General features: G+C 68.1%; 14 protein-coding genes. 8 read left to right on the forward strand and 6 right to left on the reverse strand.

Annotated elements, in window-relative coordinates; all coding sequences use genetic code 11:
- The first annotated feature begins 27 nt into the window (after nt 1–27).
- Complete coding sequence (locus tag AC1DB8_RS08255) at nt 28–921, forward strand: TIGR01777 family oxidoreductase (protein ID WP_441418856.1); 894 nt, start codon at nt 28–30, stop codon at nt 919–921.
- Between the two features lie 25 nt (nt 922–946).
- Here the strand turns inward: AC1DB8_RS08255 and AC1DB8_RS08260 are convergent, their stop codons facing one another.
- Complete coding sequence (locus AC1DB8_RS08260; RefSeq protein ID WP_476892739.1) at nt 947–2,641, reverse strand: protein kinase domain-containing protein; 1,695 nt, start codon at nt 2,639–2,641, stop codon at nt 947–949.
- A 107-nt stretch (nt 2,642–2,748) separates the two neighbouring features.
- Between AC1DB8_RS08260 and lipB the strand changes: the two genes are divergently transcribed.
- From lipB to AC1DB8_RS08280, 4 genes are all read left to right on the forward strand, one after another.
- Nucleotides 2,749–3,417: a lipoyl(octanoyl) transferase LipB gene (lipB, locus tag AC1DB8_RS08265; protein ID WP_441418858.1), complete on the forward strand. Its 669-nt coding sequence runs from the start codon at nt 2,749–2,751 to the stop codon at nt 3,415–3,417.
- A complete protein-coding gene (gene lipA, locus AC1DB8_RS08270) occupies nt 3,414–4,421 on the forward strand; it encodes a lipoyl synthase (RefSeq protein ID WP_175321644.1) in 1,008 nt (335 codons plus the stop codon). Before lipB ends, lipA begins: the two co-directional genes overlap by 4 nt.
- A 90-nt stretch (nt 4,422–4,511) precedes the next feature.
- Nucleotides 4,512–5,273, forward strand: coding sequence for a DUF4191 domain-containing protein (locus AC1DB8_RS08275; RefSeq protein WP_175321643.1), 762 nt, complete (start codon nt 4,512–4,514; stop codon nt 5,271–5,273).
- A gap of 168 nt (nt 5,274–5,441) precedes the next feature.
- Entirely contained in the window at nt 5,442–5,804 is a 363-nt protein-coding gene (locus tag AC1DB8_RS08280) for a DUF3817 domain-containing protein (RefSeq protein ID WP_441418859.1), read from the forward strand.
- Between the two features lie 160 nt (nt 5,805–5,964).
- Here AC1DB8_RS08280 and AC1DB8_RS08285 read toward each other — a convergent pair whose 3' ends face one another.
- Nucleotides 5,965–6,402, reverse strand: a complete 438-nt coding sequence (locus tag AC1DB8_RS08285; RefSeq protein ID WP_441418860.1) for an RDD family protein — start codon at nt 6,400–6,402, stop codon at nt 5,965–5,967.
- Nucleotides 6,403–6,700: 298 nt separating this feature from the next.
- On the opposite strand from AC1DB8_RS08285, the gene glnA reads away from it, so the two are divergent.
- The 3 genes from glnA to AC1DB8_RS08300 all read left to right on the forward strand — a co-directional run bounded on the left by glnA (nt 6,701) and on the right by AC1DB8_RS08300 (nt 9,079).
- The gene (glnA, locus tag AC1DB8_RS08290; protein WP_138769611.1) at nt 6,701–8,125 is read left to right on the forward strand and encodes a type I glutamate--ammonia ligase; all 1,425 of its coding nucleotides are present in this window, start codon (nt 6,701–6,703) and stop codon (nt 8,123–8,125) included.
- 189 nt (nt 8,126–8,314) lie between these two features.
- Entirely contained in the window at nt 8,315–8,764 is a 450-nt protein-coding gene (locus AC1DB8_RS08295) for a hypothetical protein (RefSeq protein WP_441418861.1), read from the forward strand.
- Nucleotides 8,765–8,785: 21 nt separating this feature from the next.
- Entirely contained in the window at nt 8,786–9,079 is a 294-nt protein-coding gene (locus tag AC1DB8_RS08300; protein WP_476892740.1) for a DUF6221 family protein, read from the forward strand.
- 63 nt (nt 9,080–9,142) lie between these two features.
- Here AC1DB8_RS08300 and AC1DB8_RS08305 read toward each other — a convergent pair whose 3' ends face one another.
- From AC1DB8_RS08305 to AC1DB8_RS08320, 4 genes are all read right to left on the reverse strand, one after another.
- Nucleotides 9,143–9,658, reverse strand: a complete 516-nt coding sequence (locus AC1DB8_RS08305; RefSeq protein WP_441418863.1) for a GNAT family N-acetyltransferase — start codon at nt 9,656–9,658, stop codon at nt 9,143–9,145.
- A 58-nt stretch (nt 9,659–9,716) separates the two neighbouring features.
- Nucleotides 9,717–10,466, reverse strand: a complete 750-nt coding sequence (locus tag AC1DB8_RS08310; protein ID WP_441418864.1) for an amino acid ABC transporter ATP-binding protein — start codon at nt 10,464–10,466, stop codon at nt 9,717–9,719.
- Entirely contained in the window at nt 10,463–11,908 is a 1,446-nt protein-coding gene (locus AC1DB8_RS08315) for an amino acid ABC transporter substrate-binding protein/permease (protein WP_476893023.1), read from the reverse strand. Before AC1DB8_RS08315 ends, AC1DB8_RS08310 begins: the two co-directional genes overlap by 4 nt.
- Before the next feature lie 186 nt (nt 11,909–12,094).
- Nucleotides 12,095–15,106 (reverse strand): bifunctional [glutamine synthetase] adenylyltransferase/[glutamine synthetase]-adenylyl-L-tyrosine phosphorylase, encoded by a 3,012-nt coding sequence (locus tag AC1DB8_RS08320; protein ID WP_476892741.1) that lies wholly within the window; start codon nt 15,104–15,106, stop codon nt 12,095–12,097.
- Between the last annotated feature and the right edge of the window lie 5 nt (nt 15,107–15,111).

Consider the following 15,111-nt stretch of genomic DNA (forward strand, 5'->3'; position numbering starts at 1 on the left):
GCCGTGCCGGGCATGGTGAGATGGATCATGCGAATCCTTGTAGCAGGCGCCTCCGGGCTGATCGGAACCGCCCTTTCCAGCACGTTGCGCGACAGCGGGCACGAGGTCGCGAGCCTGGTCCGGCGCCCGCCCGCCTCGCCCGGCGAGTTCCAGTGGGATCCCGCCGCGGGCCGCATCGACGACACGGCCCTCAAGGGTGCGGACGCGGTGATCAACCTCTCCGGTGCCGGGATCGGCGACCGGCCGTGGACGCGGGGCCGGATCAACGAGCTCAGCGCCTCGCGGCTGGGCCCGACGCGGACCCTGACCGCGGCGATGGGCCGGATGGACAACCCGCCGCCGGTCTTCCTGAGCCAGTCCGCCTCCGGTTACTACGGAAATGCCGGTCAGGCGGTGCTGCGCGAGAACGCGCCGGCCGGCAGCGGCGTGCTGGCCCGGATCTGCGCCGACTGGGAGGCCGCGGCCCAGGAGGCGCCGGCCGGGGTCCGCGTTGTTACCGCGCGCACCGGCGTCGTCCTGAGCCGCAGCGGCGGCGCCCTCGGCCGGCTCCTGCCGCTGCTGCGCCTGGGCGTGGGCGGCCCGCTGGGTAACGGCCGGCAGTACTGGCCTTGGATCACGCTTCCGGACGTGGCCGGCGCTTTCAACTTCCTGCTCACCGCGCCGCTGGCCGGACCGGTGAACGTCTGCGCCCCGGAGAGCGCGGACGTGAATTCGTTGATCTCCCGGCTGGCCGAATCACTCCACCGGCCGGCTCTGTTGCGGGTGCCGGCGCCCGTACTGCGCCTCGTGATGGGCCAACTGGCCAATGAATTGCTGCTCGCCAGCCAGCGGATGGAACCGGCTGCCCTGGCCGGCGCCGGGTTCCAGTGGCAGCACCCCTCGCTGGCCCAGGCCGCGGCCTGGGTGGCGGCCCGCGGCTGACCGGGCGGCGCCGGAGGCGCCCGTCCTAGTCCCCGGCGGCGCGGAGGACCTCCTGGATCCGCCATTTGCCGTCCACCGGCACCAGCACCAGGCGAAGCCGCTGTTGCGGGACGGCCGCCGCCTCGGCCACCACCGTCCCCGCGGCGTCGCGCTCCCGGTACGACGGCGAGGCCACGCTGAGCGACACCACGGCCCGCGCGGCTGTGCTCTCCGGCTGCCGCTTGACCAGGCTCAGGCGGGCTTCGAAGCCGTCGAGGACGTGGCCGGACACCGCCAGCCGGGAGCCGACGCCGGCGTCTGCTGCCGCGGCAGGGGACGCGGGCGCATTGACCTGTTCCAGAAGCCCGAGGTTCCCCGTGCTCAAGGCGTAGGAACGGAGGCCAGCGAGGCCGCGCACCGCGTCTTCGGGCCGTGGCGCGGCGAGCAGCTTCTGCAGAGCGGCCGGCACGGCTCCGGCCGCCGCGACCTGCGGATCGGTGGCAGCCCCGGTCACCGGTACCGCTGCCGGTCCGGACAGCGGCCGGACCTCAGGGGCCCATTCCCCCACCGCCAGCCTCCCGGCGAGCAGCAACGTCCCGAAGACGCCTGCCGCCGTGAAGAGCACCGCCGTCACGAGGACCGCCAGGCCACGCCGAACGCTCACGCGCCTAATTCCCGGCCGAGCTCCCGGCTGGCGGCGCACCGGCATGGACGCATGCCGCGCACTTGGTCCGACCGGGGGGTGCAGCGCCACCCGGCGCCGCCAGCGCCACAGCCGCGACGCCCGCCTTTCCCGCGCGCCGGCCGGAAGGGAGCGCCGGGTCAGCAGTTGGGGCAGCACGGTCGAATGCACCGACACGGAAAGATCCACGGGCGCCGCCGGGGCGCCGCGGAAAATCGCCTCGGCCAGCTCCGCGGCCGACGGCCGCCGGCGTCGGTCACTGCACAGTCCCGCCTCGAGCGCGTCCGCGAGCTCCGCCGGAACGGCGGGAACCAGCAGCGGCAGCGGCGGACGCTGGGGTTCCGGCTCCGGCGCCCGGCCGGTGAGGCAAAACCAGCCCAGCGCCGCCACGGAGTAGACATCCCTTTCAGGCTGGAGCCCGGCCCGGACGGCATCCACCGGGGCCGGGTCACGGAACCCGTCCGTGCCGGCGCCGGAGGCATCCTGCGGCTCCGCCAGCATCCGCCCCACCCCGAGGTCGGCCAGCAGCGGCTTTCCCTGCGCAGTGAACAGCACGTTGCCCGGTGAGACGTCGCCATGGGTAAATCCGTTCCGGTGCAGGTACGCCAGCGCCTGGGCGATCGGGGTCAGCACCGTGACGGTCTCCCCCGGCGCCAGGCTGCCCCGGGCCCCAAGGAGTTCGGCCAGCGAGCCGCCGGCGGCGTAGTCGAGCACAAGCCCCAGCCCGGGGGCGCCGCTGGTCCCATAAGCCACCCGCACCACGGCATGCGCCTTGACGAGGTGCTCATGGTCAAGGGCGGAGAGGATCCGCATCTCACGCCGCACGGCTTCCTCGGCATCCACCGCCCGTCGTCGTTCCCGCTGCGGCTCTCCTGCTGGACCGACGGCGTTGAAGCACTTCAGCGCCACGTCACGCCGCGTCACCTGGTCAGTGGCGAGCCAGACGGCGGCGCTGCCGCCGCGGCCCAGCAGCCGCCCGACGTCGTATCCGGAAACCTCCGGAGTCAGGGCGGGATCGGAAGCGGAAGCAGGGGACGCGGACCGTTCGTAATCATCCATGGTTTAGGAATAGCGGATCTTCGACTTCCCTGCAGAAGTTATCCACAGGCATGAGAGCTTCACCACAGAATCGGTGGGCGCGACAGCCGAGGACTAAGCTGGATGCCATGACTCTTGAGTTCTCCCAGCTGGGTCTCGCTCCTGAATTCGTCGACTACACCCGCGGCTGGGATATCCAGCGCGAACTCCACGAGAAAGTCGTCGCCGGAACCGCACCCAGCACCGTTCTGCTGCTCGAACATTCCCCGGTCTACACCGCAGGTAAACGCACCGAGGACCACGAACGCCCCTTCGACGGGACCCCCGTGGTGCCCGTGGACCGCGGCGGCAAACTGACCTGGCATGGCCCGGGCCAGCTGGTGGGCTATCCCATCATCAAGCTGAAGAACCCGGCCGGCATCCGAGACTACGTCGAACGGCTCGAAGCCGTCATCATCGCTGTCCTGGCCGACTACGGCATCGACGCCGTCCGGATCAAGGGCCGTGCCGGCGTCTGGATCGAGCAGGACGAGAAGGGCCCGGCGCGCAAAATTGCCGCGATCGGCATCCGGGTCCACGAGGGCGTCACCATGCACGGCTTCGCCATCAACTGCAACAATGACCTCGCCCCCTACGGCCAGATCATCGCCTGCGGCATCACCGACGCCGGCGTCACCACGATCGCGCAGGAGACCGGCCGGGATGTCGCCCCGGCAGACCTCGTGTCGCGGATCACCGAGGAACTGCGCAACAATGAAGAAGCCCTAGTTGCAACCCACGAAGGAGCTCTACTGTGACACTGGCACCAGAAGGCCGGAAGATGCTGCGTATTGAGCAGCGCAATGCGGCCACCCCGGTGGAACGGAAGCCCGAGTGGATCAAGGCCAAGGTCCAGATGGGCCCGGAGTTCGTCCAGCTCAAGAACCTCGTCAAGAAGGAAGGCCTCCACACCGTCTGTGAAGAGGCCGGCTGCCCCAACATCTTCGAATGCTGGGAAGACAAGGAAGCGACCTTCCTGATCGGCGGCTCCGAGTGCACCCGGCGCTGCGACTTCTGCCAGATCGACACCGGCAAGCCCTCCCCCGTGGACATGTTCGAGCCCACCAAGGTGGCCCGCTCGGTCCAGTCCATGCAGCTGCGCTACGCCACCGTCACCGGAGTGGCCCGCGACGACCTCGCCGACGAGGGCGTCTGGCTCTACGCCGAGACGGTCCGCAAGATCCACGAGCTGAACCCGGGCACCGGCGTCGAACTCCTGATCCCCGATTTCTCCGGCAAGCCCGAGCACATCGAGGCGATCTGCGACTCCAAGCCCGAGGTGTTCGCGCACAACGTCGAGACTGTCCCCCGGATCTTCAAGCGGATCCGTCCCGCGTTCCGTTACGAGCGGTCCCTGGACGTCATAACGCAGGGCCGCAAGCTGGGCATGGTCACGAAATCCAACCTGATCCTGGGCATGGGAGAGACCCGCGAGGAGATCTCCGAGGCACTGCGCGACCTGCACGAGGCCGGCTGCGACCTGATCACCATTACCCAGTACCTGCGCCCGTCCGAACGCCACCTTCCGGTAGACCGCTGGGTCAAGCCGCAGGAGTTTGTGGACCTGCAGCAGGAGGCCGACGAGATCGGTTTCCTCGGCGTGATGAGCGGACCGCTGGTGCGTTCCTCCTACCGTGCCGGCCGGCTCTGGGCCACGGCGATGCGCAAGAAGGGCTGGGAAATCCCGGCCGAGCTGGCGCACATCGAAAGCTCCGGCAGCACCCGCCAGGAAGCCAGTTCGCTGCTCGCGGCGCACTCCTGACAGACACCGCACACCATTGCCGCCCAGGGCCGGCACCGGAGCAATCCGGTGTCCGGCCCTGAGCCGTGCATCACGTAGAATTAAGGCACTATGGCGAATTTCCCTGACTCCAGCACGTCCACTTCTTCAGCCGATGAGCCGAAGCGTGGCCTTTTTTCCCGCAAGCCCAAGGAAGCCAAGGCCAAGAAGCCGAGCCGGCTGAAGCAGATCAGGGAAGTCTTCCAGATGACCCGCCGCCACGATCCGATGGTCCCGTGGCTCATGCTGCTGGCGTTCCTCGGCGTCGTCGCGGTCAGCTTCCTCGTCGGGTTCCTGCTGGATAACTGGATCACGGGCCTGATCATCGGCATTCCGCTGGGCATTCTGGCCGCCACCCTGATCCTGTCCCGCCGCGCCGAGCGCGCCGCGTTCGCCCAGATTGAGAACCAGCCGGGGGCCTCGGGCGCCGCACTGGGCACCCTGCGCCGCGGCTGGATCACCGAGGACCAGCCGGTCGCCGTCAACCCGCGCACCCAGGACGCCGTCTTCCGCGCCATCGGTCGCCCCGGCGTCGTACTGGTCAGCGAGGGCCCCAGCCACCGGGTCAAGCCACTGCTCGACGGCGAACGCAAGCGCCTCGCCCGCATCCTGCCCAACGTCACCATCCACGTGATCGAGAGCGGCCGGGGCGAGGGCCAGGTGCCGATCAGCCAGGTCGCCAAGAAGATGGGCAAGATGAAGAACGAACTGACCAAGACCGAGGTCAGCACCGTTTCGAAGCGCATCTCCTCGCTCGGCAACCGCCTGCCGATCCCCAAGGGAATCGACCCCTACAAGGCCCGACCCGACCGCAAGGCGGCCCGCGGCCGCTAGGGACGCCCGTTGGCCACAGCTTTCCCGGGGCGCCCCGGTTGCCGGCATCTTGCCGGGAGCCGGGGCGGTCCACTTTAACCCCTGCGTTATCCCTTACGACCGACCGTACGACGCCGGGCGCCGGCCTCAGCGCGCGGCACCGCCACAACCGAATCCGGAGACTGCCCCATGAAATTTCCCGCCAGGACCGCCGTGATCAGGATCTTCCGGATCCTGGCCGTCGCCGAAGCCTTCAGCTGGGCAGCACTGCTGGTGGGAATGTTCCTCAAGTGGGTGCTCCGGACCACCGAACTGGGCGTCGAACTGGCGGGGCCGGTCCACGGGGCGTTCTTCATCGGCTACGGCTTGTCCGCCCTGGCGCTGTGGCGGCTGCAGCGCTGGCCGTTCCGGGTGGCGCTGTTCGCAGGGCTCTCCGCGGTCCTGCCGTTCACCACCATCTGGTTCGAACGCTGGGCCGGCGGGCGCGGCTATCTGGCGGAAGGTCCGCACGGAGTCACATCGATCCCGGCCGAGGAAACAACCCGGGTCTAGAGTCAGCAGGGTCCGGTGGGATCACCTTGCGGCACCACGCCCGTCCATTCACCACAAACGGCCGCTTAGTCGGGTGCCATAGCGGCCATTTCCGGCAATTCGCAGCCGCTTTCGGCACAGAACAGCGGCGGATTCGTCCCCGACGCCCAACCCGCAGCGGCTACATCCGGACGAGCACCGTGTTCATGGCCTTGTCGTGCAGGCCGCGGTGGTCCGGGTCGAAGATGACGGCGGGAATCACCAGGCAAAGCAGCACGCTCCGGACCAGGGCCGGGAGCGGACCCGCCGGACCGCCGCCAAGCCGGATGACGTGGATCCCCATGATCCGGTGCCCGATGCTGTAGCCCAGGGTTCCGACCAGCAGGGCCTGTTCGACGGCGAACACCGCCAGCGTGGCCCAGGAGTTCCCGCCAAAAGCGAAGTTGCTGATCAACAGGGCGATCCCCCAGTCGATGCAGATGGCCAGGATCCGCCGGCCCGCGCGGGCAATCGAGCCGGGGCCGGACTCGGGCAGGCCCAGCCGCTCCCCCGGATACTTGGAGATGCCGGACGTGTCCGGTCCGCTGAGCCACGAGCCTATGTCTTTACGATCAACCACCCCCCAAGCCTATCGGCTCCCGGGCGGCCCTCGGGGGTGTTCACCATCTGGACGCTGGGCGGTCACAGAGCGGACCCGGATAGGCCACACTGTGGACAGCGACTAGCTTTAACACGTCAGCGCATTCTGTAACCTGCCCGAAACAAAGCGGACACCGCGGGGAAATCCCGTGTCCTTAGGGTGGTAACAGTTGCTAGCGGCACCGTAGGCGGGGTGAACACTGCGTTTTCCCCGACGTCGGACTGCGCTGGACCACACGGCCTCACGGCCAGATCTTTCATATGCGTAAGGAGCATAGATGTTCAAGACTGCGGACGAAGTCCTCAAGTTCATCAAAGACGAAGACATCAAATTCGTTGATATCCGCTTCACCGACCTCCCGGGCGTTCAGCAGCACTTCAACGTCCCCGCCAAGAGTGTTGACGCGGACTTCTTCGTCAACGGCCAGCTTTTCGACGGATCGTCGATTCGCGGTTTCCAGGGCATCGCCGAGTCGGACATGCAGCTCATCCCGGACGTCACGACGGCGTTCGTTGACACCTTCCGCATCGAGAAGACCCTCGCGCTGAACTTCTCCATCGTGAACCCGCGCACGGGCGACCCGTACCACCGCGATCCCCGCGGCGTGGCCGAGAAGGCCGAGGCCTACCTGGCCTCCACCGGCATTGCCGACACCGCGTTCTTCGCCCCCGAGGCCGAGTTCTTCGTCTTCGACAATGTTCAGTACCAGTCCTCCCCGCAGGGCAGCTTCTACAAGATCGACTCCGAGGAAGCCCACTGGAACACTGGCCGCGAAGAAGAAGGCGGAAACCTCGGTTACAAGACCCCCGTCAAGGGCGGTTACTTCCCGGTCTCCCCGACCGACAAGCAGGCCGACCTGCGCGACGCCATGTGCATCGCGCTGGATGAGGCCGGCCTTGAGGTCGAGCGCAGCCACCACGAGGTCGGTTCCGCCGGCCAGGCTGAGATCAACTACAAGTTCACCACCCTGACCCACGCGGCCGATGACCTGCAGAAGTTCAAGTACGTCATCAAGAACACCGCCGATGCCTGGGGCAAGTCGGTTACCTTCATGCCGAAGCCGGTCTTCGGTGACAACGGCTCGGGCATGCACTGCCACCAGTCGCTGTGGAACGGCGGCGAGCCGCTCTTCTACGACGAGAAGGGCTACGCGGGCCTGTCCGACACCGCCCGCTGGTACATCGGCGGCCTGCTGAAGCACTCCTCCGCCGTCCTGGCCTTCACCAACCCGACGGTGAACTCCTACCGCCGCCTGGTCAAGGGCTTCGAAGCTCCGGTCAACATGGTGTACTCGCAGGGCAACCGCTCCGCCGGTATCCGCATCCCGATCACGGGCTCGAACCCGAAGGCCAAGCGCATCGAGTTCCGCGCTCCGGACCCCTCCTCCAACCCGTACCTGGCCTTCGCGGCCCAGCTGATGGCCGGTATTGACGGCATCCGCAACCGCATCGAACCGCCGGCGCCGATCGACAAGGACCTCTACGAGCTCCCCGCCGAGGAAGCCAAGGACATCCCCAAGGCCCCGGGCACGCTCGAGGAAGCCCTGGAAGCCCTGGCCGAGGACAACGAGTTCCTGCAGGCCGGCGGCGTCTTCACCCAGGACCTGATCGACACCTGGATCGAGTACAAGTACGAGAACGAGATCCGCCCGCTCTCGCTGCGCCCGAACCCGTACGAGTTCGAGCTCTACTACGGCGTCTAGCCCGCAGACAAAAGGCCGGTCCGGAGGTTCGCGAAACCTCTGGGCCGGCCTTTTTGTGTCATGTGCCGCTTAGCCGGGCTGTCCAGGCCGGGGTCAAGCCGCTTTGTGCCGCACCCGGAGATAATTAGCCGTCCGTCTCCGCCAATTCGAGGCTACGCTTGGTCCCAGGAACTACATCGAGGAGCGGTGATGTCCCGGTTCCGAAGCTTTATACGCCAACACCTCGTGGCCGACGACCCGGCACCCGGCTACTCCCGCCTGGACCGCCGCGATGGCCTCGGGGAATCGGCGGCGGTTGCGGCAACGCCGGGCGAGCCAGCAGGATCCCCGACGGCGCCCACCCCCGCACCCGCCCCGGCAGACTCCCCGGACGCGGCTCTCGCCGCAATTGAGGAAAGACTCACGGCAGACGAGAACGAATTTGTCGGCGGCGTGGCCGACCAGTCCGCCCGGGACAGGCGCTACCTGCTAGCCCTCGTTGAGGAGCGGCGGACCGTGATTGAGCGGGTGGAGGAATTGGCTGCGCACCTGGACCGCCTCGCTCCCCATGACCGGCACTACTCCCGGCTCATCCGGGCAGCCCTCACCTCAGCGGATGACAACCGGCCCGACGGCGGCGAAACCTCCCACCCGGCGTAGTGGCGTGGCACAATCCGTGGTGTGGATATTGTGGAGTTTCTAGAAGCTCGAATCGATGAAGAAGAAGCAGAGCTCCGGCACGCCCCCGTTCCGGACCACTCGGCGTCTCCCCCGCTCGCCGCGCCAATGCGCGCCGAGTGTGCCCAGAAGCGGGAGATCCTGGCGCGCTGGAAGCGGGCCTCGGCGGACCTCTTCGACAGCACGGACGCCCAGGGCGAACTGGCCATGGCCCGCCGCGCCATGCTCAACATCCTCGCCGCAGGTTACGAGGACCACCCGGATTTCGACCCGGAGTGGGCCGCGACCCACGAATGAGTGCGGCGCGTTCCGCACGTAACATCACAATCAGCAGCCCGGGCGGACTGTCTCGTGGGCCGTTCAAAACCCCCGGTACATGATCCGCTGCGGGCCGGCGTCGCCGCCCAGGTATTGCCCGCGGTCCTCGAATCCGGCCTTGCGGTAGGCGGCCTGACCCGCCGGGTTGGCCTCGTTGACGGACAGGACGACGCCGCGCTGCTCCCCGCCCAGCGCGGACGTGAGCCTGGCGGCTTCACGCACGGCCGCGGCTGCCGCGGCCGCACCGAATCCCCTGCCCTGCTGCCGCCGGTCCACGAGGAAACCGCGCAGCAGCCAGGCGGAATCGTCGTCGGCCCAGCCGGCGGCGCGTGCGGCCCCGGCCTGCAGGGTTGCCACGCCGACGGCCGAGCCGTTGGAATCCATGACATAGGGAAAGCGGCTACCCTCTTCGAGTCCCATCAGCATCATCCGCAGCGGATCCCCGACGAACTTCCGTTGCCCCTCGCCCAGCTCCAGTCCGGCGACCTCCCCGAGCTTGATGGCCCGGGCGTCGTCGTCGAGGTTCTTCAAGGCGATCAGCCACACGTGTTCAGACATATCAGAAGCGTATCCAAAGCCGGGCTGCCCCGCCGTCGGGCAGCCCGGCGGACAACGCCTAGAGGACCTTGGAGAGGAATTCCCGGGTCCGCGGCTGCTGCGGGTTGCCGAACAACTCCTCCGGAGCGCCCTGCTCGCAGATGACGCCGTCGGCCATGAACAGCACTCGGTCGGCCACTTCACGGGCGAAGCCCATCTCGTGGGTGACCAGCACCATCGTCATGCCCTCACGGGCAAGGTCCTTGATCACCTGCAGCACCTCGCCGACCATTTCCGGGTCCAGCGCGGATGTGGCCTCGTCGAAGAGCATGATGTCCGGGTTCATCGCCAGCGCCCGGGCGATCGCCACGCGCTGCTTCTGGCCGCCGGAGAGCGACGCCGGACGGGCATCGGCCTTCTCGGCGAGACCAACGCGCTCCAGCAGTTTCAGGGCGTTGGCCCGGGCTTCGTCCTTGCCCTGTTTCTTCGACTCCACCGGTGCCAGCATGATGTTCTCGATCACGGACATGTGCGGGAACAGGTTGAAGTGTTGGAAGACCATGCCGATGTGCCGGCGCACCTCGTTGATGTCCACCTTGGGGTCGGTCACGTCGAAACCGTCCACCGTGACGTGGCCGGCGGTTATGTCCTCCAGCTTGTTCAGGCAGCGCAGGAAAGTGGATTTGCCGGAGCCGGAGGGCCCGATCACGCAGACCACCTCGCCTTCGGCAACCTCCGCGTTGATGCCCTTGAGGACTTCATTGGCGCCGAAGGACTTCTTCAGCTCCCGGACGGAAATCTTGCTGGGTGCAGTGACTGCCGTGCTCATTTGTTGAACCTCTTATCCGCAACGTTGGCCAGCTTGGTCAGCAGCATGATCACCACGAAGTACAGGACCGCGACGATCAGCAGGGTTTCGGTGATCCGGAAGTTCCCGGCGTAGATCTGCTGGCCCTGGTAAAGCAGTTCGGCGAAGCCGATGGCGAGCAGCAGCGAGCTGTCCTTGAGCATGATGATGAGCTGGTTGATCAGGGACGGCGTCATGATCTTGAACGCCTGCGGGACCACGACTTTCTGCATGGATTTCGCGTAGCCCAGGCCCAGGCTGCGGCTGGCTTCGAGCTGGCCCGGGTCCACGGACTGGATGGAGCCCCGGACGATTTCGGTGATGTAGGCGCCGGCGTTGAGGCTGAGGGTCAGCACGCCGGCCACCCAGATGTCGATCGGCTGGCCGGTCAGCTGCGGGATGCCGAAGTAGAAGAAGAAGGCCCAGACCAGCAGCGGGGTCCCGCGGAAGATGCTGACGAAGGTGGTGGCGATCCCGCGCAGCAGCGCGCTCGTGGAGATCTTCATGAACCCGATGAAAAGGCCGATCAGCATGGCCAGGGCGAAGGAAATCGCGGTGACCAGGACGGTGTTCCCGAGGCCCTTCATCAGGGCGGGGAAGCTGTTGGCCAGCAGCTCCCAGAAGCTGGACTGGGCGGCCTGCGTGGGGTCCTTGAGGTACTTGTCCAGGATTTCCTGGTACTTGCCGCTGGACTTCAGCTCCGCCAACCCGGTGTTGAACGCCTTCAGCAGTTCCGGGTTCTTGCCCTTGTTGACGGCAAAACCGTAGGAGCCGCCCTTTTCCTTCTCGGACACGGCCTTGAGGCCGTTGTTCTGGCTGATCCCGTAGGCCAGCACCGGGTAGTCATCGAAGACTGCGACGGCGTTGCCGGACTTCACGAGTTCGTACATGGTGGCGGACTGGTCCAGGGACTTGACCGTGAAGCCGTACTTGCCGGCGATCGACTTGGCGAACGTCTCGCCCTCGCTGCCGGTCTTGGCGGTGACCGTCTTACCCTTGAGGTCCTCGTAGCCCTCGATGTCCTTGTTGGACTTGGCGACGGCCATCTGGACGCCCGATTCGAAGTACGGGTCGGAGAAGTCGTAGATCTGCTTGCGGGGTTCCGTGATCGACATGCCGGCGATCACGCCGTCGACCTGGTTGGAGGACAGCGCCTGCAGGGCCGCGTTGAAGCCGAGCGACTTGATCTCGACGGCGAATCCCTGGCTCTTGGCGATCTCACGGATGATGTCCATGTCGATTCCGGTCAGTTCACCGCCGGCGTCACGGAATTCGAAGGGGGCGAACGTGGTGTCCGTGCCGATGACGAAGGTCTTTCCGGAAAGGCTCGACGGCGCGGCGGCCGGCTGGGCCCGATCGACGGACTGGTGCGCTGCGGGTGCGGCTGCGGGGGCCGCGGCGGCACCTGAGGCACCGAAGAGCATGGCGGCGAAGGCCAGCAACGCTCCGACGACCGTGGCCGTCCGCGGCCGGGCGGCCCCGTTCTGCTGGAGTCTGGGCAAGTTAAACAACCCCTAGGTAAGTGCGGCAGCCGGTCCGGAGGACCGGCAAAGTACCCCTCGAGGCTACCCGCATTTGACCGACGGCGAGGCAGATGTCGGCAGGGCCGCCTACTGGCCGTAGAAGACGCGCTCGAAGACGGCCCGTGCCCGCCGGCTGAGCCGCAGGTAGTCCTCCTCAAGCTCGGCGGCGTTGCCGTGGCCGTAGCCGCACCAGCGGGCCACGGCTTCCAGGTCGCGGCGCGAGGACGGCAGCACGTCCGAGGCGCGTCCGGTCCAGATCACGTTGGCGGAGCGGATCCGGCTCGCCAGCCGCCAGGCCCGCAGCAGCAGCACCACTTCCCCGGCCTCCAGCAGCTCCAGGCTGGCGGCTGCTTCGAGGGCCTGGACGGTGGAAGTCGTCCGCAGCTCCGGATGCCTGCCGGCATGCCGCAGCTGCAGCAGCTGCGCGAGCCATTCGACGTCGCTCAGGCCGCCGCGGCCCAGTTTCAGGTGCCGGGCCGGGTCCGCGCCGCGTGGCAGACGTTCGGACTCCATGCGGGCCTTGACCCGCCTGACCTCACGGACATCCTGCTCCGCAACGGTCTCCGGGTAGCGGATGGGATCGATCAGCGCTACGAAATCGGCGGCAAGTTCGTCGTCGCCGGCCATCGGCCGGGCACGCAGCAGCGCCTGGGCCTCCCAGATGAGGGACCAGCGGCGGTAGTACTCGGCGTAGGACTCCAGCGAACGCACCATCGGTCCGCTCTTGCCCTCCGGACGCAGGTCCGCGTCCACCATCAGCACGCGTTCGGCCAGGATGGCAGGTTTGAGCGGCTGGGTCAGCAGGCTGGAGAGCTTGCCGACAATCCGGGCTGCCTGCTGTTGCGCCTCGTCCTCCGGCACGCCGGGCAGGCCGCGGTGCACATACATGACGTCGGCGTCCGAGCCGTAGCCGATCTCGCGACCGCCCTGACGCCCCATAGCCACCACCAGCACCCGGGTTTTGAGTGGTTCCCCGGCGGCAACAACCGTCTCGGCCACCCGCAGGGCGCCGAGGACGGCGGCCCGGTCGGTATCGGCCAGGGCCGCGCCCACCTGGTCCTGGTCCAGCAGTCCGGCGCTGTCCGCGATGGCGATGCGCAGGATCTCCCGGCGCCTGATCAGCCGGATCAGGCGCATGGCGCTTTCCGGGTCCGAGTGCCGGGACATCTTGGAGGTGATCTCCAGCCACTGCGCCTCGTAGCTGAGCGGCGCCAGGTCCTTGTCCGAGCCGAGCCAGGCCACGGACTCTGGCGAGACCTCCAGCAGGTCCGAGATGAGCCGGGAATTGGAGAGCACATGGCACAGCCGCTCGGCCGCCGCCGTCGAATCCCGCAGCAGGCCGAGGTACCAGTGCGTGGTGCCGAGCGCCTCGCTGACCCGGCGGAAGGCCAGCAGCCCGCCGTCGGGGTCCACGCCCTCGGCGAGCCAGCCGAGCAGGATCGGCAGCAGCTGGCGCTGCAGCGCGGCGCGCCGGCTCACGCCGCCGGTGAGCGCCTCGATGTGCCGCATGGCGCCGGGAGGATCGAGGTAGCCGAGCGCGGCGAGCCGGCCTTGCGCGGCTTCGGGCGTGAGCTTGGCCTCCTCGCTGCTCAGCGCGGCCGCGGTGTTGAGCAGCGGCCGGTAAAAGATGCGTTCATGCAGTTCCCGCACGGAACGTTTGGTCTGGCGCCAGGCCTTGAGCAGCGCGTCCGGGTGCGGACGTTCGTTGGAGAACGGGCCCAGCACCGCCTTGGCGAGGGAGCGCAGCGACGCTTCCTTGACCGGCATCAGGTGGGTGCGGCGCAGCTGGAAGAGCTGGATCCGGTGCTCGAGCAGGCGCAGGTACCGGTAGTCGCGGTCGAATTCCTTGGCGTCGGAGCGTCCGATGTAGCCGCCGGCGGAAAGCGCAGCGATGGCCGAGGTGGTGTCCCGGCAGCGCAGGGTTTCGTCGGATTTGCCGTGCACCAGCTGGAGCAGCTGGACGGTGAATTCGACGTCGCGCAGCCCGCCTCGGCCCAGTTTGATCTGCCGCTGCTCCTCCTCGGCCGGGATGTGCTCGGTGACCCGGCGGCGCATCGAACGGACCGACTCGACGAACCCTTCGCGGCCCGCGGAGGACCAGATCAGCGGCGCGACGGCGGCCTCGTAGCGGGCGCCGAGCCCGGCGTCGCCGGCGATGGTGCGGGCCTTGAGCAGGGCCTGGAATTCCCAGCTTTCGGCCCAGCGCGCGTAGTAGCTCTCGTGCGAGGCCAAGGTGCGCACCAGGGGCCCGGACTTGCCCTCCGGCCGGAGGTTGGCGTCGACCTCCCAGAGCCCCGGCTCCCGGCCGGTGGACATGATGGCCCGTGAAATCCCCGAGGCCAGGGCGGTGCCGATGGTGTTCGCCCGCGAGTCCTCCAGGGCGCCGGCCTCGATCACATAGATGACGTCGACGTCGGAGATGTAGTTCAGTTCGCGGGCGCCGCACTTGCCCATCCCGATCACGGCCAGACCGATGTCGGCCACGTCCGCTGCGCTGAACTGCTCCGCCGCCTCGGCCCGGGACACGGCCAGGGCTGCCTCGATCGCGGCGCCGGCCAGGTCAGCCAGTTCGGCCCCGACGGCGGGCATGAAGTCCAGCGGATCGGCGGCGCAAATGTCTTTGATGGCGAGCTCCACGAGCCCCCGCCGGTACGCCGTGCGGAGGGCCTCGTACCCTTCCTGCCCGGTCACGGCCGCGACCGGACGGGCGGCCTTCGGGTCGGCGCGGACCGACTGCAGCAGCCGGGTGCGCAACCCGGCGGCGTCGGCTGCCTGCGGCTCGGGGCTGGCCGTCGTGTCGAAGGCGTCCAGGTGCTCGGGGTGCCGGATGAGGAACTCGCCCAGCGCCTCGGAAGCGCCGAGCACCCGGTAGAGCGGCTCGCTGCGGTCCGGCTCGGCCGCGGCCAGGTCCCGCAGCTTCGGGTGTTTCTCGATCAGCCGGACCAGGGACTGCAGAGCCGTGTCCGGGTTGGCGGCCAGCTGCAGCCCGGCAAACAGGGCATCCTCGTCCAGGCCCGCCAGCTCCGGGGCGGCCAGGAACCGCTCGCCCTTGTCCAGGTCGTTAAAACCCGCGGCGATGAGGCGCCGTGCCAGGCTCACCGCGG

The sequence above is a fragment of the Arthrobacter sp. 10N410 genome, from assembly GCF_056394945.1.